The sequence below is a fragment of the Streptomyces sp. CNS606 genome (genome assembly GCF_000426325.1).
This window is the reverse complement of record NZ_KE384521.1, coordinates 481,030-503,085: the sequence shown is the minus strand read 5'-3', so window position 1 is coordinate 503,085 and position 22,056 is coordinate 481,030. Positions and strand designations below refer to the sequence as shown.

The 22,056-nt window shown below is 72.5% G+C and carries 26 protein-coding genes; 12 read left to right on the top strand and 14 right to left on the bottom strand.

From position 1 onward, the window contains the following. Positions 1-44: 44 nt before the first annotated feature. Positions 45-461, top strand: coding sequence for an ankyrin repeat domain-containing protein (locus K304_RS0122990; protein ID WP_027765633.1), 417 nt, complete (start codon positions 45-47; stop codon positions 459-461). 36 nt (positions 462-497) lie between these two features. Here K304_RS0122990 and K304_RS30790 read toward each other — a convergent pair whose 3' ends face one another. Both K304_RS30790 and K304_RS30785 read right to left on the bottom strand, forming a co-directional pair. Then, positions 498-1,364 (bottom strand): class I SAM-dependent methyltransferase, encoded by an 867-nt coding sequence (locus tag K304_RS30790; RefSeq protein WP_051308737.1) that lies wholly within the window; start codon positions 1,362-1,364, stop codon positions 498-500. Positions 1,365-1,373: 9 nt separating this feature from the next. Then, positions 1,374-1,835, bottom strand: a complete 462-nt coding sequence (locus K304_RS30785; RefSeq protein ID WP_051308736.1) for a GNAT family N-acetyltransferase — start codon at positions 1,833-1,835, stop codon at positions 1,374-1,376. A gap of 70 nt (positions 1,836-1,905) precedes the next feature. On the opposite strand from K304_RS30785, the gene K304_RS0122975 reads away from it, so the two are divergent. Beyond that, a complete protein-coding gene (locus K304_RS0122975; protein ID WP_037791506.1) occupies positions 1,906-2,559 on the top strand; it encodes a hypothetical protein in 654 nt (217 codons plus the stop codon). Positions 2,560-2,886: 327 nt separating this feature from the next. Beyond that, positions 2,887-3,249: a DUF805 domain-containing protein gene (locus tag K304_RS0122970; protein WP_027765631.1), complete on the top strand. Its 363-nt coding sequence runs from the start codon at positions 2,887-2,889 to the stop codon at positions 3,247-3,249. A 100-nt stretch (positions 3,250-3,349) separates the two neighbouring features. On the opposite strand, the gene K304_RS0122965 is transcribed toward K304_RS0122970, so the two are convergent. The 4 genes from K304_RS0122965 to K304_RS0122950 form a co-directional block, all read right to left on the bottom strand. Next, positions 3,350-4,498, bottom strand: a complete 1,149-nt coding sequence (locus tag K304_RS0122965; protein WP_027765630.1) for a MerR family transcriptional regulator — start codon at positions 4,496-4,498, stop codon at positions 3,350-3,352. A gap of 82 nt (positions 4,499-4,580) precedes the next feature. Beyond that, positions 4,581-5,216, bottom strand: a complete 636-nt coding sequence (locus K304_RS0122960) for a histidine phosphatase family protein (RefSeq protein ID WP_027765629.1) — start codon at positions 5,214-5,216, stop codon at positions 4,581-4,583. A gap of 102 nt (positions 5,217-5,318) precedes the next feature. Then, positions 5,319-5,471: a VapC50 family PIN domain-containing toxin gene (locus K304_RS34210; protein WP_486591779.1), complete on the bottom strand. Its 153-nt coding sequence runs from the start codon at positions 5,469-5,471 to the stop codon at positions 5,319-5,321. A gap of 101 nt (positions 5,472-5,572) precedes the next feature. Beyond that, the gene (locus tag K304_RS0122950; RefSeq protein ID WP_027765628.1) at positions 5,573-6,304 is read right to left on the bottom strand and encodes a class I SAM-dependent methyltransferase; all 732 of its coding nucleotides are present in this window, start codon (positions 6,302-6,304) and stop codon (positions 5,573-5,575) included. A 114-nt stretch (positions 6,305-6,418) separates the two neighbouring features. Here K304_RS0122950 and K304_RS0122945 point away from each other — a divergent pair, with 114 nt between their 5' ends. The 3 genes from K304_RS0122945 (at position 6,419) to K304_RS0122935 (ending at position 8,116) form a co-directional block, all read left to right on the top strand. Then, on the top strand, positions 6,419-6,841 hold the full coding sequence (locus K304_RS0122945; RefSeq protein WP_027765627.1) for a helix-turn-helix domain-containing protein: 423 nt from the start codon (positions 6,419-6,421) through the stop codon (positions 6,839-6,841). A 47-nt stretch (positions 6,842-6,888) separates the two neighbouring features. Beyond that, a complete protein-coding gene (locus tag K304_RS30780; protein WP_199779659.1) occupies positions 6,889-7,614 on the top strand; it encodes a hypothetical protein in 726 nt (241 codons plus the stop codon). Between the two features lie 148 nt (positions 7,615-7,762). After that, entirely contained in the window at positions 7,763-8,116 is a 354-nt protein-coding gene (locus K304_RS0122935) for a DUF2516 family protein (RefSeq protein ID WP_027765626.1), read from the top strand. Positions 8,117-8,168: 52 nt separating this feature from the next. On the opposite strand, the gene K304_RS0122930 is transcribed toward K304_RS0122935, so the two are convergent. Together K304_RS0122930 and K304_RS30775 are read right to left on the bottom strand one after the other, a co-directional pair. Continuing rightward, positions 8,169-9,509, bottom strand: a complete 1,341-nt coding sequence (locus K304_RS0122930) for a fused response regulator/phosphatase (RefSeq protein ID WP_078529559.1) — start codon at positions 9,507-9,509, stop codon at positions 8,169-8,171. A gap of 177 nt (positions 9,510-9,686) precedes the next feature. After that, entirely contained in the window at positions 9,687-11,081 is a 1,395-nt protein-coding gene (locus K304_RS30775) for a C40 family peptidase (protein ID WP_486591778.1), read from the bottom strand. 428 nt (positions 11,082-11,509) lie between these two features. Between K304_RS30775 and pstS the strand changes: the two genes are divergently transcribed. The 4 genes from pstS (at position 11,510) to pstB (ending at position 15,773) form a co-directional block, all read left to right on the top strand. Continuing rightward, positions 11,510-12,631 carry a phosphate ABC transporter substrate-binding protein PstS gene (gene pstS, locus K304_RS0122920; RefSeq protein WP_027765623.1) on the top strand — a complete coding sequence of 374 codons (1,122 nt, stop codon included), beginning with the start codon at positions 11,510-11,512 and terminating at the stop codon, positions 12,629-12,631. Positions 12,632-12,829: 198 nt separating this feature from the next. Next, positions 12,830-13,846: a phosphate ABC transporter permease subunit PstC gene (gene pstC / locus K304_RS0122915; protein WP_027765622.1), complete on the top strand. Its 1,017-nt coding sequence runs from the start codon at positions 12,830-12,832 to the stop codon at positions 13,844-13,846. Further along, positions 13,843-14,925 (top strand): phosphate ABC transporter permease PstA, encoded by a 1,083-nt coding sequence (gene pstA, locus K304_RS0122910; protein ID WP_027765621.1) that lies wholly within the window; start codon positions 13,843-13,845, stop codon positions 14,923-14,925. The genes pstC and pstA overlap by 4 nt, the downstream gene beginning before the upstream one ends. 71 nt (positions 14,926-14,996) lie before the next feature. Beyond that, the gene (gene pstB / locus K304_RS0122905; protein ID WP_027765620.1) at positions 14,997-15,773 is read left to right on the top strand and encodes a phosphate ABC transporter ATP-binding protein PstB; all 777 of its coding nucleotides are present in this window, start codon (positions 14,997-14,999) and stop codon (positions 15,771-15,773) included. A gap of 217 nt (positions 15,774-15,990) precedes the next feature. On the opposite strand, the gene K304_RS0122900 is transcribed toward pstB, so the two are convergent. Beyond that, complete coding sequence (locus K304_RS0122900) at positions 15,991-17,004, bottom strand: inorganic phosphate transporter (RefSeq protein ID WP_027765619.1); 1,014 nt, start codon at positions 17,002-17,004, stop codon at positions 15,991-15,993. A 6-nt stretch (positions 17,005-17,010) separates the two neighbouring features. Beyond that, positions 17,011-17,631, bottom strand: coding sequence for a DUF47 domain-containing protein (locus K304_RS0122895; protein WP_027765618.1), 621 nt, complete (start codon positions 17,629-17,631; stop codon positions 17,011-17,013). 263 nt (positions 17,632-17,894) lie between these two features. Between K304_RS0122895 and K304_RS0122890 the strand changes: the two genes are divergently transcribed. Next, complete coding sequence (locus K304_RS0122890; protein ID WP_027765617.1) at positions 17,895-18,248, top strand: metal-sensitive transcriptional regulator; 354 nt, start codon at positions 17,895-17,897, stop codon at positions 18,246-18,248. Positions 18,249-18,320: 72 nt separating this feature from the next. Here K304_RS0122890 and K304_RS30770 read toward each other — a convergent pair whose 3' ends face one another. Together K304_RS30770 and K304_RS30765 are read right to left on the bottom strand one after the other, a co-directional pair. Next, positions 18,321-18,587: a hypothetical protein gene (locus K304_RS30770; protein WP_051308734.1), complete on the bottom strand. Its 267-nt coding sequence runs from the start codon at positions 18,585-18,587 to the stop codon at positions 18,321-18,323. Positions 18,588-18,701: 114 nt separating this feature from the next. Next, positions 18,702-19,586 carry an SCO4651 family lipoprotein gene (locus K304_RS30765; protein WP_051308733.1) on the bottom strand — a complete coding sequence of 295 codons (885 nt, stop codon included), beginning with the start codon at positions 19,584-19,586 and terminating at the stop codon, positions 18,702-18,704. 128 nt (positions 19,587-19,714) lie between these two features. Here K304_RS30765 and K304_RS30760 point away from each other — a divergent pair, with 128 nt between their 5' ends. Beyond that, positions 19,715-19,903 carry a hypothetical protein gene (locus K304_RS30760; RefSeq protein WP_037791498.1) on the top strand — a complete coding sequence of 63 codons (189 nt, stop codon included), beginning with the start codon at positions 19,715-19,717 and terminating at the stop codon, positions 19,901-19,903. A gap of 131 nt (positions 19,904-20,034) precedes the next feature. On the opposite strand, the gene K304_RS0122870 is transcribed toward K304_RS30760, so the two are convergent. Both K304_RS0122870 and K304_RS0122865 read right to left on the bottom strand, forming a co-directional pair. Continuing rightward, positions 20,035-20,784 carry a phosphatase PAP2 family protein gene (locus K304_RS0122870; RefSeq protein WP_027765616.1) on the bottom strand — a complete coding sequence of 250 codons (750 nt, stop codon included), beginning with the start codon at positions 20,782-20,784 and terminating at the stop codon, positions 20,035-20,037. A gap of 241 nt (positions 20,785-21,025) precedes the next feature. Then, positions 21,026-22,000, bottom strand: a complete 975-nt coding sequence (locus tag K304_RS0122865) for a C40 family peptidase (protein ID WP_027765615.1) — start codon at positions 21,998-22,000, stop codon at positions 21,026-21,028. Between the last annotated feature and the right edge of the window lie 56 nt (positions 22,001-22,056).

Sequence of the window (22,056 nt, the reverse complement as noted above, 5' to 3'; positions counted from 1 at the left end):
CGGCGCCTGCGCGGCCCCGCACGCACCAGGAGAGGACGCACGCGATGACCAACGCCCCGATGCCCGAGAGCGACGAGCCCGCGCACGACCCGGAGGTCCTCGAACTCGCCCAGAAGATCTTCGACCTGGCCCGGCACGGGGACACCGGCACCGTCAGCGCCTACGTGGGCATGGGCGTCCCGCCGAACCTCACCAACGACAAGGGCGACTCGCTCGTCATGCTCGCCGCCTACCACGGGCACGCCGCGACCGTCCGGGCCCTGCTGGAGCGCGGCGCGGACCCCGACCGGGTCAACGACAAGGGCCAGACGCCGCTCGCCGGCGCGGTCTTCAAAGGCGAGGACGAGGTGGTCGAGGCCCTGCTCGACGGCGGCGCCGACCCGCACGCGGGGACACCGTCGGCCGTGGAGACGGCCCGCATGTTCGAGAAGGACGAACTGCTGAAGCGCTTCGGCGCCTGAGCCGGGCGGGCCCGTCCGCGCCGGCCCCCGCGGGCCTCACCCCCGGCCGGTCGCCGTGGCGAGGCGGGCGGTGGCGAGGTGGGCCGTGGCGAGGTGAACGTCGAACGCGCAGGGCACCGGCCCGCCGCCCGGGGGTGCCAGAGCCGCCGCCTCCGCGAGGAAGGCGGCGCGCAGCCCGGCGCGCGCGCCCCCGTCCAGCGTCCGCACGTCGTAGATGCCCGACACCGACCGCCACACCTCTTCCGGCGAGCCACCGAGGTCGATGCGCAGCGTCTCCCACTCCACCGGGCCGAACCCGGCCGGGCCGAGCACCGCGTCCAGACCGTCGCGGCTGCGGACCCGCCGGTCGCCCAGCGGCGGCATGCGCCGCTCCTCGGGTACGGCGGCCAGCAGCGGACGCAGCAGCCGGAGGAACGCCTCGTACGCCTCCCCGCCCGCGGCGCCGCCGCCCAGTACGCAGGCGAACAGCCCGCCCGGTGCGAGCACCCTGGCCGCTTCCGCGGCCACCCGCTCGACGTCGTCCATCAGCATCAGCGCCATGTGGGACACGCACGCGTCGAACGCCCCTGCCGCGAAAGGGAGTTGCTGTGCACGGCTCTCCCCCAGCACGGCCCGTGCCAGCTCCGGCCGCCGCCGGGCCAGCGCCAGGGCCTCCGGCGACAGGTCCACGCCCGCGACGGTCTCCGCACGCCGGCCGTCGCCGCCGGCGGCCAGGAGACGCAGCAGCACCCCGTCACCGCAGCCGAGGTCCAGCACCCGGCGGCAGCCCGCGACCCGGTCGCGCAGCGCCTCGTAGCCGGTCCGCCCGTCGGCCGCCCGTCCGTGCCCGAACGCCTCACCCGTCACCGCCGGCCGCTCCGCGTGGAAGCCGCGCAGGAACACCTCACCCGCCGTCGTCACCATGCCGCCAACCTACGGCGCGTTCCCGTCCGTCGCGCGCTGCTCGCCGTGGTTCCTCGGCAGGCCGAAGCCGCTCATCTGCTTCTCGGCGAGGCTCAGGAAGCCCATGCTGCGGTAGAACGCGTGGTTCCGCGCGCCCTCGGACGTCGACGGATGGTCGGTCGAGAGGAGGAAGAAGCGGCAGTGCGCGTAGCGCTCCCGCAGCCGGTCGAGCAACGCCCGGCCGACGCCCCGCCGTTGCGCCTGCGGCCGCACCAGCACGTCCTGCACGTGGACGACGTGCTCGTCGTCGGACACCGTCCGCGCCGGCCCCAGCAGGACGCCCGCCTCGTCCCGGGCGGTGAGCACGAGGTGGGAGTTGTGCAGCCCGCGGCACAGCTTCCCGGCGTCCGCCGTGTACCCCTCCCAGCCGACGGAGTCGTACAGCGCGTACATCTCCTCCGCGTCGAACTCCCGCTCCTCCGCGATGACCACCCGTGCCCTCCCACCGTCGCCGGACCGAAACCCGGGCGACTCTACGCGGGCCGGCGGCTAGGTTCACCGGATGAGCGCGCCCTCCGCACCACCGCATCCCCTGCTCGGGTACCTCCTCGACGCGTACGCGGGACGTTTCCCGGCGGCCGACGGGCGGGTGACGGTGCTGCCGCCGCTGCCCGGTGGGCTGGAGGCGTCCGTGGCGTTCACCGGCCACGCCGTCGTCGCGACGTCGCTCCCTGCCGCGGACGTGCACACCCGCGAGCCGGACGGCTTCGGCGCGGCGCTGGCGCCCGACTTCCTGCGGCACCTCGCCGGCCCGAAGGGCTGGATCGACGCCGTCGACGTCACCCTCGCCGCTCCCGGCGCCGGCGGACCGCCGCGCCTGGACCGGCTCCCGGAGGACACCGCGCACCCGCGCGTCGAACACGCCCGCCGCGTCCGGCGGAACGTGCGCGTGTACGGCGACGCACACGGCCTCGTCACCCTCTCCGTCGGCCTCGCCGGGCGGCGGGAACTCAGCATCGGCCTCTGGAACCCCGAGGACCGGACGACCCGGCTCCGCGGCCGGTCACTGCTCGCCGACGCGCTGACCCTGGTGCCGGCCGGGGAGCCGGTGTTCGCCGCCGTGGCGCCCGGCAACGCCCGTTCCCTGCGGGCGTTCCTGGCCTCGGGCTTCCGGCCGCTCGGCTCGGAAGTCCTCCTACGACCGGAACGACCGTAAGAAGTTCGGAACAACGGTTACGGCGGTTACGGCGGTTACGGCGGGAACATCCGGACCGATGACGAACTGATCACGTTCCACCAACTGCTGGGCAACGGAGTCAACCGTTCCGTCCCGGGCGCCCGTACGCTCTCCTCGCTCCCAACAGCGCTTTTCGGCCACCCGGTTGGTTCGTTCGGCGCTGTCGGGCCGGTCGCGCATGCCCGCAGATCGAGCCACGTCCACCGCTCCGGTGGCGCCTCCGTGCGGCATCCACGGCCACGGCTTTCATCCTTCTGCGCCCTGTCCGAAACGGAACGGGCCCGTCACGCTCCCTGGGGGGACGACATGCACTGGTACCTCGACGTGCTGAAGAACTACGCCACGTTCAGCGGCCGCGCGCGCCGCAAGGAGTACTGGATGTTCACGCTGTTCAACGTGATCGTCCTGGTCGCTCTGCTGGCGATCGGCTTCGCCGCCCTCGGCGAGAACGGCGTGTACCTCTACCTGGTCTACGTCGTGGCCGTGCTGGTCCCCACCCTCGCGGTGACGGTGCGCCGCCTGCACGACACCGGCCGCACCGGCTGGTGGTACTTCATCAGCTTCGTCCCGCTGGTCGGCCCGATCGTCCTGCTGGTCTTCCTCTGCACCGCCGGCAACCCGGCGCCGAACCAGTACGGCGCCGACCCCAAGCTGGTCGCCGCCGCCTGACCCGGTGCCGGGCTGCGGCCCACCCCTCCACCGCCCGGCACCTTCCCGCGACCGCCCGCCGACGCTCTCCGCCGGCGGGCGGTCGCGCGCGTTCGCCGCGTCAGCCGGCGCTCTCCCGCACGTCCGCGAGGACGCAGCTCACGTTGTCGGGGGCGCCGTGCCTGCGGGCCAGCCCGACCAACTCCGCCACCACCGACTCCGGTTCTCCCTCGGCGGTGACCGCCCGGCGCAGCTCGTCCTCCGGCACCACCGCGGAGAGTCCGTCCGAGCAGAGCAGGTAGCGGTCCCCGGCACGGGCGTCCCGCAGCCGCATCTCGGCCTCCCCGCGCGAGCCCCCGGCCCCTCCCAACGCCCGTACGAGAAGCGCGCGCTGCGGGTGCGAGGCGGCCTCCTCCGGGGTGAGCCGGCCCTCGTCCACCATCGTCTGCACCCGCGTGTGGTCGTGCGTGATCCGGCTCAGGACGCCGTCGCGCAGCAGGTACGCCCGCGAGTCGCCGATGTGCACCAGGGCCAGCTGCGCACCGTTCCACAGCATCGCCGTGAGCGTCGTACCGGAATGCTCCGGCGACGGTTCCACCGCGGTGACGCCGTGCACGGCCAGGCCGGCCCGTTCGACGGCGTCCTCCAGCACGTTCAGCAGGGCGCCCGCCGGGGCGGGCTCCGCCTCCAGCGTCCTGAAGACCTCCACCGCGGCGGCGCCGGCCTCGGCGCCCACCCCGCCGAACCCGTCGGCGACGGCCAGCACCCGCGGGCCGGCGTAGGCGACGTCCTGATTGCTCTCCCGTACGAGTCCCCGGTCCGACAGCGCGGCGCAGCGGATCTCCAGCGGGGGTGCGGTACGTGTGCTCATGGCAGCGTCCTTCCGGCTCAGATGGTCGACGAGGAAGGTCGCGAGCTCCCGGCGGGCGGCGGTGTCGGCCTCGACCTGCGCCCAGTACGCCCGCACGGCGTGCACCGCCGGGTGGTCGCCGCCCGCCGCCTGAGCCGTGCCCGGGCCGTCGGCCGCGTCCAGTCCCCCGGTCGGCTCCGCGAGGTCGCAGACCTCGCGAATCCGTGCCAGCGGCATCCCCAGTCGCCGCAGCCAGGCCACCAGCCGGGCGCGCTCCAGCTGCTCCGGCACGTAGTACCGGTAGCCGGAGTCCGGGTCGACGCGCGCCGGTGCCAGCAGGCCCAGCTCGTCGTACAGGCGGAGCGCCTTCGGCGACAGCCGTGACGCCTTCGCGAACGCCCCGATGGTCAGCAGCCCCATGCCCGTCGCCTCCCGCGCCTCCTCGTCGTGCCGGGCGCCTCGCCCGACAAGGACGACGCTGCGGCCTGCCCCAAGGGCAAGGTCAACCCGCCCGGCCGCCGATCCGGTGGTCCTCCGGCACACCGGTCCACCGCAGCTCGTCCGGGAGGTGCGCCATGTCGTTGTGCACCACCACGTACGGCGGACGCCCCGGCACGTACCGGATGACGGTCAGCGCGCAGTTGCAGCCGTTGACGGCGAGCCACCGCCACGGCGGGGCGTACATCGCGGCGGACACCAGCCGCCCGAGGAGGAAGTTGTGCGTCACCAGCAGCTCGTGCCGCGGCTCCCCACCCTCGACCGGGCCGGTGAACCGCGCCTCCGCCTCCGCGGCGAGCGCCGGCCCGCGACGCCGTTCCTCCGCGGGGAAGCGGTGCACGAAGTCCAGCAGGAAGTCCGCCGCCTCGGGGGGCAGTTCCTCCCGCTCCGGGGTGTGCGGCACGTAGTCCCCGGCCGCCTCCGCGACGTGCACCGGTACGCCGTCCAGCCGCTCGGCCACCAGCCGCGCCGTCTCGGCGGCGCGCGGGAGCGGGCCGTGGTGGACGGCGGCCAGGCGCACCCCGCGCAGCCGCTCCCCCAGGGCCCGCGCCTGCCGCCGCCCCCGCTCCGTCAGCCCGCCCTCGGCGTCCGCCTCCCCGTGCCGCACCACGTACAGCCACCGCTCCGCCGCGCCCACCACGTTCCCGCCTCCTGCCGTGACCGGATGTGCTCACCCCCGCCCCTGCACCGACGCCCACCCGCCAGGGAGAGTTCCGCGCGGCCCCACGCGGGCGACCGTCGCTCAGTGGACGTTCAGCCCCTCTTCGAGCCGTGCGGCGAAGCGCAGCACCCCCGCCTTGGCGAAGCGCTCCCCCAGTTCGGTCGCGGTCGTCGGCGGGCGTCGCTTCTCGGCCGCCAGGCGCCTCACCGTAGCCACGACCTCTGCGGGCACCATGGCGACAGCCCGCAGAGGGTAGGTGTCGGGGTCGACTACTCGGACCCTCCGGCCGATCCACGGCTGGGACGGAAAGTCCTGCTCCGGCTCCTCCGGTGGGGTCAGAGCTTCTCGTAGACGGAGACGTGGCGGCGGCTGGCGGCCGTGAAGGGGGTGCGGTCCCAGTCGGTCCAGCGCTCGCGCAGACGCATGCCGGCGAGCTGCGCCATCAGGTCCAGCTCGCTCGGCCAGCAGTAGCGCAGGCGCAGCGGCCGCAGCGTGGTGCCCTGGGCGTCGAAGGTCACGCGCTGGAAGGTGACGGCCTGCTCGACGGGGTCGTGGAGCAGGAACTCCATCTTCACCGCGTCCTCGGAGAGCGCCCGGGTGGCGACCCGCTGATGGCGGTCGAACTCGGTCAGGTCCTGGATGAAGCACTCGACGACGAAGAGTCCGCCCGGCGCGAGGACGTCGGCGACGTTGCGGAAGCAGTCGACCTGCCGGGCCTGGCTGGGCAGGTTGAACAGGGTGTTGAAGACCAGGTAGGAGAGCTGGAAGGGGCCGGTCGCCGCCACGTCCGCCATGTCGCCGATGGTCACGGGGATGTCCGCGCCGCCGGGCTTCGCGCGCATCTGCTCGACCATGCCGGTCGAGCCGTCGATGCCTTCGACGGAGATTCCGCGTGCGGCCAGCGGGACGGCGACCCGGCCGGTGCCGATCGCCAGCTCGAGGACACGCCCGCCCTCGGGGACCAGCTCTGCCAGGAAGTCGACGGTCGGCGTCGGCTCGTAGGCGTCGGCCACGTCGTACTCGTGGGCGTAGCGGTCGAAGAACGCAGGGTCGTTGAGTCCGGTCATGGCGGAGGAGTCAACCACCCTCCGCCGCGGCCGCGCCATCGGTTATCCGCCGGTGGCGACACACCTGCAAGCGGCTTGCTTGCAAAAGTTAGCAAGGCGGTGCACGCTGGGGTCATGGCTTCCCTGCATGTCGGCAATCTCGGTGAGTTCCTGCGGGAGCAGCGCCGCAGCGCGCAGCTCTCGCTGCGGCAGCTCGCCGAGGCCGCGGGGGTGTCGAACCCGTACCTGAGCCAGATCGAGCGCGGCCTGCGCAAGCCCAGCGCGGAGATCCTCCAGCAGATCGCCAAGGCGCTCCGCATCTCCGCCGAGACGCTGTACGTGCAGGCCGGGATTCTCGAGGAACGCGACGTGGACGAGGCCCGTGACGAGGTCTCGGTCGGCGCCGCGATACTCGCGGACCCGTCGATCAACGAGCAGCAGAAGCAGGCGCTGCTCCAGATCTACGCCTCGTTCCGCAAGGAGAACGGGCACCTCGACGACCCCGGGCAGGCGTCTTCGAGCCGGCCGGCGCAGCCGCCGCGGAAGACGGAAGCCTGACGGAAACCCGAGCCATGACCGCCGATACGTCCCGGAAGGGATTCCTCATGCCGTTGAACGACGACATCCGCAAGACGCTCACCGACCCGACCCCGCTGTACTTCGCGGCGGGCGTCCTCGACAAGATCCGCGAGGAGGCGCCGGGGGCGATCGCCGCCGTACGGGCGACGGACCCGAAGGAGGTCCAGACCAAGGTCACCGACCGCGCGAAGGAGACGCAGGTCCGGATGAACGAGGCGCTGGGCAGCATCGACACCGACATCAAGAAGCTGCGCGAGCAGGCGCAGTCGCTGGCGATGCAGGGCCTGGGGTACGCCGCCGAGTACGCGGTGAAGGCGCGCGAGACCTACGGCGACCTGGCCGAGCGGGGCCGCGGCGCCGTGCAGACCTGGCGCGGCGAGGGCGACAGGCCCGAGATCACCGTGGAACGGGAGTCGGTCCGCGTGGCGCAGCCGCCGAAGCAGCCGCGCAACGGTTCCTCCTCCGCCCGGACGGGCACCAGGACCGGCACCGGCACCGGGACCGCCACCAGGACCGGCACCGGAAGCAGCAACGGCGCGAAGAGCGCCAACGGCTCCGGCGCCGCCAAGAGCGCGAACGGCTCCGGCAACCAGGGCGCGGCCGCCGGCACCACGGCCCGCTCCACCAGCGCCAAGGCGGCGGCCCCGAAGAGCACCACCGCGAAGAGCACCGCCGCGAAGAGCGCGAACGGCAACGCCAAGGCCGGCGGCAAGGGCTCGACCGGCGGGTCCACGCCGAAGTCGGGCTCCTGACCCCCGGCCGCGGGCCGGGCACAGAACGCGTGCCCGGCCCGTTGTACGGGTAGCGTGACCAGTCGGGGGCCGATCCACGGCTCCCGGGCGGTGACGGCACCCGCCGCGGCCGCCGCGGCGGCCGCAGAACGAACAGGACGTGACACAGATGCTGATCGAGGGCTTCAACACCGTGATGCTGGTGATCATGCTGGCGTTGCTCTGCTTCGCCGTGTTCGCGTTCATCGACGCCGTGCTGCGCCGCGAGGACGCCTACCGGGCGACGGACAAGAAGACCAAGGGCTTCTGGCTGATCATCCTGGGACTGGCGGTCGTGGTGAACCTGCCGTTCCTCGGCGTGGGCCTCTGGATTCTGAAGATCATCGGTCTGATCGCGAGCATCGTGTACCTCGTCGACGTCCGCCCGGCGCTCAAGCAGGTCATGGGCGGTGGCGGCGGCCCGAAGCGCCGCGGCGGCAGCAGCAGCGACGGGCCGTACGGGCCGTTCAACGGCGGACGCTGAGACCGCCGGACGCCCGGAGCCTCGTGCTCCGGGACGGACTCCGCCGCAGGCGTCAGCCCCGGTCCAGCAGCAGGACCGCCACGTCGTCGGTCAGCTCCCCGCCGTTGAGGTCGTGGACCTCACCCAGCGTGCCGTCCAGGAGCGCCTCTCCACGCTCACCCGTCGCGAGCCGCCGTGCCACGATGTCGATCATGCCCTCCTGGCCCAGCCGGGGGCGCCCCGGGCCGACGTGGCCCTCGATGAGCCCGTCGGTGTACATCATCAGCGACCACCGGCCGCCCAGCTCCACCTGCCGGCGCGGCCAGCGCGCCTGCGGCAGCAGGCCCAGCGCGGGGCCGCTCTCGTCGTACGGCAGCAGCCGCGGCGCCGAACCGCCGCCCGCGATGATCAGCGGCGACGGGTGCCCGGCCAGGCACACCCCGGCCCGCCGCCCGTCCGGCGCGATGTCGACGGTGCACAGCGTGGCGAAGACCTCGTCGCTGGCGCGCTCGTGCTCCAGCACCTTCTGGAGCGTGCCGAGGAGCTGGTCGCCGCAGAGCCCGGCGAAGGTCAGCGCACGCCAGGCGATGCGCAGTTCGACGCCGAGCGCGGCCTCGTCGGGGCCGTGGCCGCACACGTCACCGATCATCGCGTGCACGGTGCCGTCGGCGGTGCGGACGGTGTCGTAGAAGTCGCCGCCGAGCAGGGCGCGGGAGCGGCCGGGCCGGTAGCGGGCGGCGAACCGCAGGTCGCTGCCGTCGAGCAGCGGCGTCGGCAGCAGGCCGCGTTCGAGCCGGGCGTTCTCCTCCGCCCGGATCCGGGACTCGGTGAGCTGCCGCTGTGCCAGGTCGGCGCGCTTGCGCTCCACGGCGTAGCGCACGGCGCGGCCGAGCAGCCTTCCGTCCAGCTCGTCGCGGAAGAGGTAGTCCTGCGCCCCGACGCGCACGGCGGCCGCCGCCCGTTCGGCGTCGGCGCCGTCGGTGAGGGCGACCACCGCGTGCCGCGGTGCGAGCCGCAGCACCCGCCGCAGGGTGTCCAGTTCGTCGCCGCCTGCGCCGCCGACCTCCTCGTCGCCGTCACCCGTGGCGTCGGGAGCGACGAGGGGCAGCTCCAGGTCGAGCAGGATGCACTGGACGTCGTCGGTGAGGAGGCGTTCGGCCTCGGTGAGGTTGCGGGCGGTGCGGGTGCGGATGGGGCGCCCGTCCAGCAGCGCGGGCACGCTGAGGGCGCTCGCCGGGTCGTCCTCGATGACGAGGAGCATCAGCGCGCTGTCGGACCCTCCCCCGGGGCCCTCCGGACCGCGACGGCCCTCGGGCCCTTCTCGGTCCGTAGGACCGGGAGCGGGCCCGCCCTGTGACGGAATGGCCGCGATGGGCCCTGCCGTCGTGTCGTCCCGCTGCACGGGTGCCGGCATGTTCGAAGCTTCCCTTCCCTCCCCCCGAGGGCGCGGCGCCCGTGGTCGCGGACGCCGTGGCGACCTTAGCGCCCCCGGACGCCGGTACGGAATGCCTGATCGTCAACATGCCAATGCCATATGCCACATGTCACGGCGGAGGCGTACGGCACTGGCCGGACGTATCGGCGCACCGCGTCACTTGTCGGGACGTACCACGCCCAGGATCGGGTACGAGCCCGCACCCTCGACGGTGATCTGCCGCCCGGTGCGCGGCGCGTGCACCATCACGCCGTCGCCGAGGTACATGCCGACGTGGCTGGCGTCGGACTTGTAGACGATCAGGTCGCCGGGGCGCATGTCCTTCACGTCCACGCGCGGCAGCCGCCGCCACTGCTCCTGCGAGGTGCGGGGGATGGTCACGCCCGCCGCCTCCCAGGCGCGCATGGTGAGACCGGAGCAGTCGTACGTCGTCGGCCCCTCGGCGCCCCACTCGTAGTCCTTGCCCGTCTGGGCGGTGGCGTAGGCGAGGGCCTTCCTCCCCTGGGCGGAGGCCTTGCCGTCGATCTCCTCCAGCACGCCGGTGCGCAGCCACCGCAACTGGCGCGCGTACGCGGCCTGGCGTTCGAGCTCACGCAGCTGCTCGCGCTGGTCGGCGGCGAGCCGGGACTCCAGACGTTCGGCCTTCTTCAACTGCTTCTCGACGCGCTTCTTCGCAGCGGCCTTCCGTTCGCGGTTGCGTTCGAGGTCCCGGTAGCGCTCCTTGGCGTCGCGGGTGTAGCCCTCGAGGCGGTCCTCGGTGTCGGTGAGCGAGGTGACCAGGGACGTGGCCGCATGGTGGCCCTGGCGGGCGAGCCCGGCGTCGCGGAGGAAGGACTCCGGGTCCTCGGAGAGCACGAGCCGGGCGGTGGCGGGCAGTCCGCCACCGCGGTACTGGGCGCGGGCGAGGGCGCCGGCCTGCTTCGTCAGCTTCGCCAGCTGCCGCTTCGTCGAGGCGACGCGGCGTTCGAGGTCGTCGATCTTCTCGCGCTGCTTCTCGGCCTTCGTCTCTGCGGCGTTGAACGCGTCGGTGGCCGAGCCGGCTCGGTCGTGCAGGCGCTGGATGCGCTTGCGCAGGTCCGCCAGCGACTCCTCGTCGCCGTCGCCCGCGCCGTTCCCGTCGGCACCGGAGCCGCCGCCGGGTGCGTCGTCGGCCGTGCCGCCGCCGCCCGGTCCGCCGGGGTCGCTGCCGCCCGTCTCGGGGGTGGGCGTCGCGGGGGACCAGTGGTCGTCGCCGGCGCTCGTCCCGCCGTCCGGTCCGCCGGGGGCGTCGGCCGAGTCGCCGCTCCCGCCGCCGGGTTGACGCGGGGTGGGAGGAACTCCCGGCGAGGGCTGGGGAGTCGGCGCGTCCGCAGCGGCCGCCGTCTGATGCGCCGCCACCGGGCCGGCCGGTGCCGCGTAGGCGCCGCCCACGGTGGCCGGCCCGCCGAGCACCACCAGCACGCACGCCACCGCCAGCGTCGTACGCCGCCCCAGCCCGCCACCCGTCCCGCGTCCGCCGTCCGACGCGCGCCCGCGCGCGTCGGGATGCCGTTCCGGTCTCCGCTCCGGCACGGTCCCCCCTCGCCTCAAGATTCGCCTGCCGCACGGTACGACGCCCGGAGGGGCCGTACGGATGTACGGGTGTGCGGATCGTCCCACGCGGAGCCCCGGACCGACAGACCGCGGCGACGGACCGGCGGCGACGCAGAGGCGCGCGCCGGACACCCTCCGTCGCCGGAACCCGGCCGTACGGAGGCCAGGTCTCGGCGGGGTCACGAGGGCCACCACGCCGACGGTCGAGGTTCACCTGTCGTTCACTCTCGCCCGTCGGCGGCTTCACCTGCTCTGCCTAACTTCGGCATCGAAGCCGGCGCAACGCCGTGCCGCACCACGCGGTCCGCCCGCACCGGCTGAACAGTCGGCTGAACAGCCAGACGCACACAGAAACCACTCCGCTTGCCCGACCCCACCGGCGAGCACCTGGGAAGGAAGATCCGACAGTGAAGCTTCAGCGCACCAACCGGCTCCGGTCCCTCGCCGCCGGCGCGGTCGCCGTCTCCGGTGCCCTGGTCCTGACGGCCTGCGGCACGGACAACCAGTCCGGTCAGCAGGGGCAGAACGCCCAGCCCGTCGGCGACATCGCGTGCGAGGGCAAGGGCAACCTGCTGGCCTCGGGTTCCAGCGCGCAGGCCAACGCGATGGACGTCTGGATCAAGAACTACCAGTCCGCCTGCGCCGAGACGAAGGTCAACTACAAGCCGACCGGCTCCGGCGCGGGCATCCAGGAGTTCCTCCAGGGCACCACCGCCTTCGCCGGCTCCGACTCCGCCCTGGAGCCGGAGGAGATCGAGCAGTCGCAGAAGATCTGCAAGGGCGGCCAGGCGATCGACCTGCCGATGGTCGGTGGCCCGATCGCGGTCGGCTACAACCTGCCGGGCGTCGAGAACCTGGTCCTGGACGCCGAGACCATCGCCAAGATCTTCGACTCGAAGATCAGCCAGTGGGACGACCCGGCGATCAAGAAGCTGAACCCGGACGCCGACCTGCCGTCCACCAAGATCCAGGCGTTCCACCGCTCGGACGACTCCGGCACCACCGACAACTTCACCAAGTACCTCAACACCGCCGCGCCCGACGCCTGGACGTACGAGCCGGCCAAGCAGTGGGCCGCCAAGGGCGGCCAGTCCGCGGACGGTTCGTCCGGCATCGCGACCAACGTGAAGCAGAACGAGGGCGCCATCGGCTACTTCGAACTGTCGTACGCCACCGGCAACGAGATCCCGGCCGTGGCCCTCGACACCGGCGCCGGAGAGCCCGTCCAGGCCACCACGGCGAACGCCTCGAAGGCCATCGCCGAGGCCGAGATCGTGGGCCAGGGCAAGGACCTCGCCCTGGAGCTCGACTACACCACCAAGGCCGAGGGCGCGTACCCGATGGTGCTGGTGACCTACGAGATCGCCTGCGACAAGGGCAGCGACAAGGCCACCCTCGCCGCCACCAAGTCCTTCCTGAACTACATGGCGAGCGAGGACGGCCAGAAGGCCATCACCGACATCGACTACGCGCCGATGCCCGAGGAGATCATCACCAAGGTCCGGGAGACCGTCGACGGCCTCTCCTGACGCGTCCGGCCCGCGAGCCGGCCGACCGACCGCAACCGAAGCACGCGCGCCGGTCCGGAGTGAGTGGAGTGACAACGGGGGGAGCGGCCGTCGCGCCGCTCCCCCGCACCCGCTCCGGCCGCGCCCCATCCGGTGCACCGCCGCCCGGGAGATCCCCCGCCACGCGCGGGGACTCCCCACCAGACCGGAGACGAACCCATGAAACTCGACTCACCGTCCACCACGTCCCCACCCCCGCCGGACACCGCGGGCACCCCCGACGCGGACGCCGGCCTGCGCAAGGGCCGCCCCCGTCCGGGTGACCGCATATTCAGCGGCCTCGCCCGGGGCTCCGGCGTCACGCTGCTGCTCATCATGGCCTCGATCGCCGTGTTCCTCAGCGTGCAGGCCGTCGTCGCACTCGAGGCCAACGCGGGGAACTTCCTCACCACCTTCGAGTGGAACGTCAACGCGAAGCCGCCGGTCTTCGGCATCGCGGTCCTCGCGTACGGCACGATCGTCACGTCCCTCATCGCGCTGGTCCTCGCGGTGCCGGTCTCCGTCGGCATCGCGCTCTTCATCTCGCACTACGCGCCGCGCCGGCTCGCCGCCCCCGTCGCGTACGTCGTCGACCTGCTCGCCGCCGTCCCCTCCGTGGTGTACGGCCTGTGGGGCTTCCTCTTCCTGGTGCCGCACTTGGAGGGCCTCTACCTCTGGCTCGACGACTACTTCGGCTGGACGGGGATCTTCCAGTACTCCGGCGGCGCCCCCCGCACGCTCTTCGCCGCGGGCATCCTGCTGGCGATCATGATCATCCCGATCGTCACCAACGTCTCCCGCGAGGTCTTCCGGCAGTCGCCGAAGATGCACGAGGAGGCGGCGCTGGCGCTGGGCGCCACCCGCTGGGAGGTCGTCCGCACCGCCGTCCTGCCGTTCGGCCGCTCCGGTGTGATCAGCGCCTCCATGCTCGGCCTCGGCCGCGCGCTGGGCGAGACGATGGCCGTCGCGCTGATCCTCTCCCCGAGCTTCGACATCCGGGCGAGCCTGCTCAACCCCGGCGGGGGCACGTTCGCGCAGAACATCGCCGCCTCCTTCGAGGAGGCCTCGCCCACGGGCGTCGGCCGCGAGGCGCTCATCGCCTCCGGGCTGGTGCTGTTCGTCATCACCCTGCTGGTGAACGGCCTGGCCCGTCTGATCATCGCCCGCCGCAAGGAGTACTCGGGGGCCAACGCATGAGCAACGCCACCACCACGAACGTCCCGCCGCCCGCCGAGCCGTCGGTGCAGCCCACGACGCTGCGCCGCCCGCGGCTGCCCCGCTGGGCGCCCGCCGCCCTCGCCGCCGGCTCCGCCGCGGCCGGAGCCGGAGCGGGCCTGGCCCTCGGCCTCCAGAGCCGCATCCAGTGGGGCCTGATCGCCGCGGTCGTCTTCATCGTCGCCACGTACGCGCTGACCTCCAAGGTGGAGGGCGCCCGGCAGGCCCGCGACCGGCTGGCGACCAGCCTGGTCTGGGTCTGCTTCCTCATCGCCCTGCTGCCGCTGGTGTCCCTGCTGTGGGAGACGGTCTTCCGCGGCTCCAAGGTTCTGGACGGCTACTTCCTCACCCACTCCATGCAGGGCATCATCACCCTCGAGCCGGGCGGCGGCGCCTACCACGCGCTGCTCGGCACGCTGGAGCAGATCGGCCTGACCGTGCTCATGGCCACGCCGATCGGCATGCTCACCGCGATCTACCTCGTCGAGTACGGCAAGGGACGGCTGGCCAAGGCCGTCACCTTCTTCGTCGATGTCATGACCGGCATCCCGTCGATCGTCGCGGGCCTGTTCATCCTGTCGTTCTGGATCCTGATCCTGGGCTTCGGCTACTCGGGCTTCGCCGGCGCGCTCGCCCTGACGATCCTGATGCTGCCGATCGTCGTCCGCTCCACCGAGGAGATGCTCAAACTCGTCCCGAACGAGCTGCGCGAGGCGTCGCTGGCACTCGGCGTCCCCAAATGGCTGACGATCGTCAAGGTGGTCATCCCGACCGCCATCGGCGGCATCACCACGGGCGTCATGCTCGCCGTCGCCCGTGTCGCGGGCGAGACCGCGCCGATCCTGCTGCTCGTCTTCGGCGCCAACTCCATCAACGGCAACCCGTTCGAGGGCCCGCAGTCGTCCCTGCCCTACTACGTCTACCGGCAGTGGTCGCTCGGCAACGAGGCCTCCTACGACCGTGCCTGGGCGGCGGCCCTGCTGCTGATCGCCTTCGTCATGGCGCTCAACCTCGTGGCCCGCGCCATCGCGCGCTGGAAGGCGCCCAAGGCCGGCCACTGACGCCGGCCCCTCCCCCACCACCTGGACCTCCCCGGGGCTCCACCCCCGGCGACCCGAGAAAGAGACCCCTCATGGCCAAGCGCATCGACGTCAGCGGCCTCTCCGCCTTCTACGGCTCGCACCGTGCCATCGACGACATCTCCCTGAGCGTCGAACCCCGCGCTGTGACCGCCTTCATCGGCCCTTCCGGCTGCGGCAAGTCCACCTTCCTGCGCACCCTCAACCGCATGCACGAGGTCACCCCCGGCGGACGCGTGGAGGGCAAGGTCACCCTCGACGGCGAGGACCTCTACGGCTCCGGCGTCGACCCGGTGTCGGTCCGCCGCACCATCGGGATGGTCTTCCAGCGGCCCAACCCGTTCCCGACCATGTCCATCTACGACAACGTCGCCGCCGGCCTTCGGCTGAACGGCAGGTTCAAGAAGTCCGAACTGGACGGCGTCGTGGAGAAGTCGCTCAAGGGCGCCAACCTCTGGAACGAGGTCAAGGACCGGCTGAACAAGCCCGGTTCCGGGCTGTCCGGCGGCCAGCAGCAGCGCCTGTGCATCGCCCGCGCCATCGCCGTCGAGCCGCAGGTGCTGCTGATGGACGAGCCCTGCTCGGCGCTCGACCCGATCTCCACGCTCGCCATCGAGGACCTGGTCGGCGAACTGAAGTCGCAGTACACGATCGTCATCGTCACCCACAACATGCAGCAGGCCGCACGCGTCTCCGACCGCACCGCGTTCTTCAACCTCGCGGCGGTCGGCCAGCCGGGCAAGCTCGTGGAGGTCGACGACACGGAGCGCATCTTCTCCAACCCGACGGTCCAGGCGACCGAGGACTACATCTCGGGCCGCTTCGGCTGACGGTGCCCGGCCACGGGCCGGAAAGCCTCCCGGCGGCGGCATCACCCCGAGCAGGTGCCGCCGTGGAGGGTGGTCGCGCGGTGCTGCATGGCGGTGCCACCGCTCGCCACGCACGGGCGGGGCCGGGGAGATCTCCCCGGCCCCGCCCTCTCGTCGTGTCCCCGTGCGCCCTTCACGCCCGTCCCGCACGTCCGCGGGGGCTCCGCCCGGGACGGCGTCAGCCGGTGACCAGCACGAGGGCGCCGTAGCAGAGCGCGGCGACCCCCGCCGCGGCCGGCATGGTGACGAACCAGCCCATCACGATGTTCTTCGCCACCCCCCACCGCACCGCGGAGAACCGCTTCGTCGCGCCCACGCCCATGATCGCCGACGTGGTCACGTGCGTCGTCGAGATCGGCGCGTGGAAGAGGTAGGACGCGGTGTACATCACCGAGGACGCCGTCGTCTCGGCCGCGAAGCCCTGCGGCGGGTCCAGCTCTATGATCCGGCGTCCCAGCGTCCGCATGATGCGCCAGCCGCCCGCGTACGTGCCCAGCGACAGCATGCCCGCGCTGGCGATCTTGACCCAGAGCGGAATGCCGTTGTGGTCCTGGACGTCGGCGATGGTGAGCGCCATCACCACGACACCCATGGTCTTCTGCGCGTCCTGGATGCCGTGGCCCAGCGCCATGGCCGCCGCCGAGACGGTCTGCGCGATACGGAAGCCGCGCTTCGCCCTGCTCGGATTGGCCCGGCGGAACGCCCACATCAGGCCGAGCATCACCAGGTAGCCCAGCAGCATGCCGACGAGGGGCGAGAGGAACATCGGGATGACGATCTTCTCGACGACCCCGGACCAGTAGACGGCGATGCCGCCGGCCAGGGCCGCGCCGACGAGTCCGCCGAACAGCGCGTGGCTGGAGGACGACGGCAGCCCGAAGTACCAGGTGATCATGTTCCAGGTGATGGCGCCGACCAGCGCGGCGAACAGGATGGCCATCCCGCCGCCGGAGCCGCCGGTGGAGTCGCCGCCGGGCGTCTCGATGACGCCCTCGCTGACCGTCTTGGCGACGCCGCTGCCCATGAACGCGCCGGCGAGGTTCATCACGGCGGCCATCAGCAGGGCCGCCCGGGGGGTGAGGGCTCGTGTCGAGACGGACGTCGCGATCGCGTTCGCCGAGTCGTGGAAGCCGTTGGTGTAGGTGAAGAAGAACGCGACGCCTATGGTCACGACGAGGGCGAACGTGTCCACGGCCGGTCAGGACTCCTTGACCGCGATGGTCTCGACCGTGTTGGCCACGTGCTCGAAGGCGTCCGCGGCCTCCTCCAGCACGTCCACGATCTGCTTGAGCTTCATGACCTCCATGGCGTCGTACTTGCCGTTGAAGAGGTGGGCGAGCAGCTTGCGGTGGATCTGGTCGGCCTGGTTCTCCAGCCGGTTGACCTCGATCCAGTACTCGGTGAGGTGGTCCATGGTCCGCAGGTGCGGCATGGCCTCGGCGGTGAGCTCGGCGGCGCGAGCCAGCACCTCGATCTGCTGCTCGACGCCCTTCGGAAGCTCCTCGATCTGGTAGAGGACCACCAGGTCGACGGCCTCCTCCATGAAGTCCATGATGTCGTCGAGCGACGAGGCCAGCTTGTAGATGTCCTCGCGGTCGAAGGGCGTGATGAAGGAGGAGTTCAGCTGGTGGAAGATCGCGTGCGTCGCGTCGTCCCCGGCGTGCTCCGCGGCCCGCATCCGTTCGGCGATCTCGGAACGTGCGGACGACTCCGCCCCGAGCAGTTCCATCAGGAGCTTCGAGCCGGTCACGATGTTGTCCGCCGACGCGGCGAACATGTCGTAGAAGCTCGTCTCCCTGGGGGTCAGACGAAAGCGCACTGGGTGTCCTCGGTGTGAACGATTACGGACTCGATCGATGCTAGGTGAGCGCGTCCGGAGTTTCGCCCACCCGCCCTGCGTGCGGACGGCGCTCTTCCGGGCCCACTCACCTGGGCGCATCATCCAGCCACGGCGTCGTGGCGTCCACCAGTGTCGCCGATCGGGGGGAGAGCACCGGCAGCGGGATCGGACAATCGGCTACCATATACCCAGAGGGGGTATATGCCCGCACGGGCACCTCTTTCGTCCACCCGGGAGGACCGATGACGACCGCCGACCCCACCGCCGCCGGCGCCGAGGCGCCCGACGCCTGCTCCGCCCACTCCGTCACCGGAGAGCACGGCTACACCAAGGACAAGGACGCCCACCTGCGCCGGCTGCGCCGCATCGAGGGGCAGATCCGCGGCCTCCAGCGGATGGTCGACGAGGACGTGTACTGCATCGACATACTCACCCAGGTCTCCGCATCCACCAAGGCGCTGCAGTCCTTCGCGCTACGACTGCTGGAGGAGCACCTGCGCCACTGCGTGGCGCACGCCGCGCAGGACGGCGGGGCGGAGATGGACGCCAAGGTCGAGGAGGCCACCGCCGCCATCGCCCGCCTGCTGCGCACCTGACGCCCCGCGGGCCCCGGCGTCCGGCACTCCGGCGCGCCCCCGGAGGCGGGTCCCAGCAGCTCGGGACAGGTCCTAGCAGCGTCGGCGCTGGCACGGCACGTGGGCGGCGGGTACGCGGTCGCCGCGCGCGTCGCCCTCCCCCGGCGCCCGGCGCCGCACGCGCAGCACCTCGTCGATCCGCGCGGCGCTCAGCCGCTCCGTCGTCGCCGTGGAGGCCGCGATCATCAACTCGCAGCACAGCTCTATCTCGTCCAGCGCGACGTGGTCGTGGACCGCGGAGCCGCGGTGGCCGCGCGCGCTGCCCGGCAGGTGTCCGGAGACGGACACAGGCACCCACATCACCTCCACACCACGTAGTGGCGGGGCACCCGCGACACCCGCCCGCGCTTCCAGAGTAGGGACGGAGCACCCCGCCGTGCATGGCACTTCCGAACCATTTGGCGAATGCACGGACTAGCCGGTGCGGGCGCCGATGCCGCTGCCGTCGTCGGGGACGGCCTCGATCCGCCCGGTGTAGATGTCGGCCGGGTCCGGCATCCGCACCGTCACCGGGACGCCGAAGTCGAACAGCGTCGTGGTGGACGTCACGGACACGTCCGGGAAACGATGCCGCACCTTCCGCAGGCGGCCCTCCCGGTCGAACCAGGCGTCGAAGGTGAACGCGTCCGTCCCGAACCCCTCGGCCGCCGCGGCCAGCTCCCCGGCCGACCCTCCGCGGGCCCGTGCCGCCGCGCGCGCGGCCGCGTCGAGTGCCGCCGTGCCGCTGTAGTGCCGCACGTCGGTGCCGCCGAACCGCTCCTGGCCCTCGTACGCCACCGCGACGGCGCCTCGGAGCAGTTCCGCGGCGCGCAGCGGATCGGTGGCGCCGTTGGCCAGGAGGTTGCCGTCGGCGAGCCGGGTGGTGTCCACGCGCACCCATGTGCCGTCGGGCACGCCGGCGCCGCGGTTCTTCATGTGCAGGGCGCCGGGGGTGAGGAGTTCGGTGATGGGCTCGCCGCCGGTACCGCCGTGCTCCTCGTCGGGGGGCGTGACGACGAGTGTCCCGCGCCGGTTCGCGTAGTCGAAGCGCCCGTGGCCGGTGATGGTGACGCGGGTGCCTCCGGACGCGGTGTGCAGCGTGGTGCGGGTGCGGGAGGTACCGGCCCGCACCAGCAGATCGGCGGCCTGTCGTACGGTCGCGAGGTGGTCGTCGGCCGGCCTGTCGTCGGCGGCGGCGCCGCGTTCCGCGCACCCGGTGGACGTGACGACGACCACCGCGCCGAGCACGCCTGCCGCGGCACGCACGACCACCGCACGTCTCGGTCCGCGATTCCTCGGTCCGCGCCGCCGCGACACCATCGTGAGCCGACCCCCTTAGGCCGTCCTCTTGGGCTCGTTCCGCTTGCCCAACGAGAAACCCGGGCGGACCGTCACGCCTTCCCCGCGCGGCGGGGAGGCCGGAGGGCTCCGACCGGTACGGTGAGCCGGTGGCCATCGAGGACGCGTCCGGCACCGTGACGGAGGATTCCGGCGGCGCCGCCGGGCACCGCGCGGAGACCGTGGAGCAGGGCTCGTTCGCCCATGCCCGGTGCAGCTGCGGCTGGCGTGGTCCGGCCCGCCGCGCCCGCGAGCGGGCCCGCGCGGACGCCGCCGCGCACCTGCCCGACGCCGGCTGACCCGCGTTCCGGCGCCCGCGCCGACGAGGCGGCCCAGCCCGACGACGAAGCCCGACGAAAGAGCGCCCCGCAGGTCTTCGCCCGCGAGGCGCCCGGAGCACGAGGAGCGGGCCCCTCAGCCGCTGGACGGCTTACGCCGCCAGGTCGCGGTCCCGCCGCGCCCGTCCGGCTCCCGCGCGCCCGCGCGCGCGGCCGGCGCCCGCCTTGGCGCGCCCGCCGGCGTGCGCGTCGTACGCGCCCTCCGGCTGGGGGTCGTCGTCGGTGCCACCCGCCCAGACCAGGAAGCCGGCCCGCGGTGATCCGGCGATGGCCCGCACCAGCGGGGTCAGCAGCCATGTGGCGAGCGGCGCGAGGAGCAGCGCCACGGCGGTGCCGAGGGCGAGGCCGCCGATGACGTCGGTCGGGTAGTGGACGCCCATGTAGACCCGGCTGAAGGCGGCGAACACCGCGACGGCGATGCTGATCAGCCCGTACTTGCGGTGCACCATGAAGATGCCGACGGCGACGGCCATGGTGAGCGTCGCGTGGTCACTGACGAAGGAGTAGTCGGTCTTGCCCTGGACCAGGACCTCCAGGTCCTTGTGGTCGAGGAAGGGTCTGGGTCTTTCCACCAGGTTGCGGATGGGGATGTTGACCAGCAGGGCCACACATGCGGCGAGGGGTGCCCAGATGAGACCGGAGACGGCGCCGACGGCGCTCGCCCGGTCGGCGCTGTTGCCCCGCACCCACCACCACGTCCACAGGCCGAGCAGCATGACGGCGAAGACGGTGCCGTACTCGCCGACGTACTCCATCGTGAGATCGGCCCAGGTCGGCGCACGCTCGGCGAGACCGTTGACGTCGTACAGCAGGTCGACGTCCGGGTTGTCCCATCCAGCCATCGGTACGGCCCTTCATGTGGTCGGTCGGTCGATCCGCAGTTGCTTGCCGCCCCGTGACCCCGTACCCCCGCGGTGGTGCTCGTGATAGCGGAATGCCCATTCCGCAGCAGAGAACGCCCGGACATCCACTCCGCGTTCCGCTCTCCACCGAAAGATCACCTGGACGTTATCGGAGGGTGACCCGGGCGCGCAGCCCGAGGCCTCCGCCTCACGCAGAGTTCACGTCGTCGTGTGGTACGGCTCATCCGTCCGTCGGTCGCGTGGCGCCGAAGTAGTCGGGGGTGTCGACCGGATCGAACCTGATCGTCGCCCCCGTGTAGGGCGCGTCGATCATGTAACCGCCGCCGACGTAGATCCCGACGTGGTGGATGGACCGGGGATCGTTCAGATCGTACGCGAAGAACACGAGGTCTCCGGGCAGCAACTCGTCCCGGGAGGGGTGCGGGCCGGAGTTCCACTGGTCGTTGGCGACCCGCGGCAGCTCGATGCCGACCGACGCGTACGCCGCCTTGGTCAGCCCCGAGCAGTCGAACCGCCCCCGGTCGGCTGCCGTGCCGTCGCCGCCCCACAGGTACGGCGTGCCCAGCTTGTCCTGCGCGAAGTGGATCGCGCCGGCCGCCTGCCGCGACGGGTCGACCCGGTCGTCGGGGGCGGCGAAGCTCTTCTCCAGCTCCTTGATCCGGTCGACGTAGTTCCGCGTCTCCTCGTACGGCGGCACCCCGCCGTACCGGATGACCGCGTACGAACCCGCGTTGTAGGCGGCGAGCATGTTGGCCGTCGGATCGCCGGGCACGTCGTCCACGTAGCCGGCGAGCGTGCAGTCGTACTGGGCGGCGGACGGGATGGCGTCGGCCGGGTCCCACACGTCGCGGTCGCCGTCGCCGTCGCCGTCGATGCCGTGCGTGGCCCACGTGCCGGGGATGAACTGGGCGATGCCCTGCGCCTCGGCGTGGCTCTGCGCGTCCGGCTGCCAGCCGCTCTCCTGGTACAACTGGGCGGCCAGGAGCGCGGGGTTGATGGCGGGACACAGGTTGCCCCACTCCTGCACCAGCTTCTGGTACGCCGCCGGGACCGCTCCCTTGGCCAGCGTCACCGGCCCGCCGCCCAGGCCGCCGCGCAGACCGGCGGCCGCGACGAACGTGCCGATCACGAGTAACGCGACGAAACCGGCCAGCAGACCGGCTCCCGCTCCGAGACCCCACCACGCTTTGCGCACGGGTCAACCATCACCGGTTACCCCGCGATGTCACAAGTCGGCGGTACAGTCGGTGT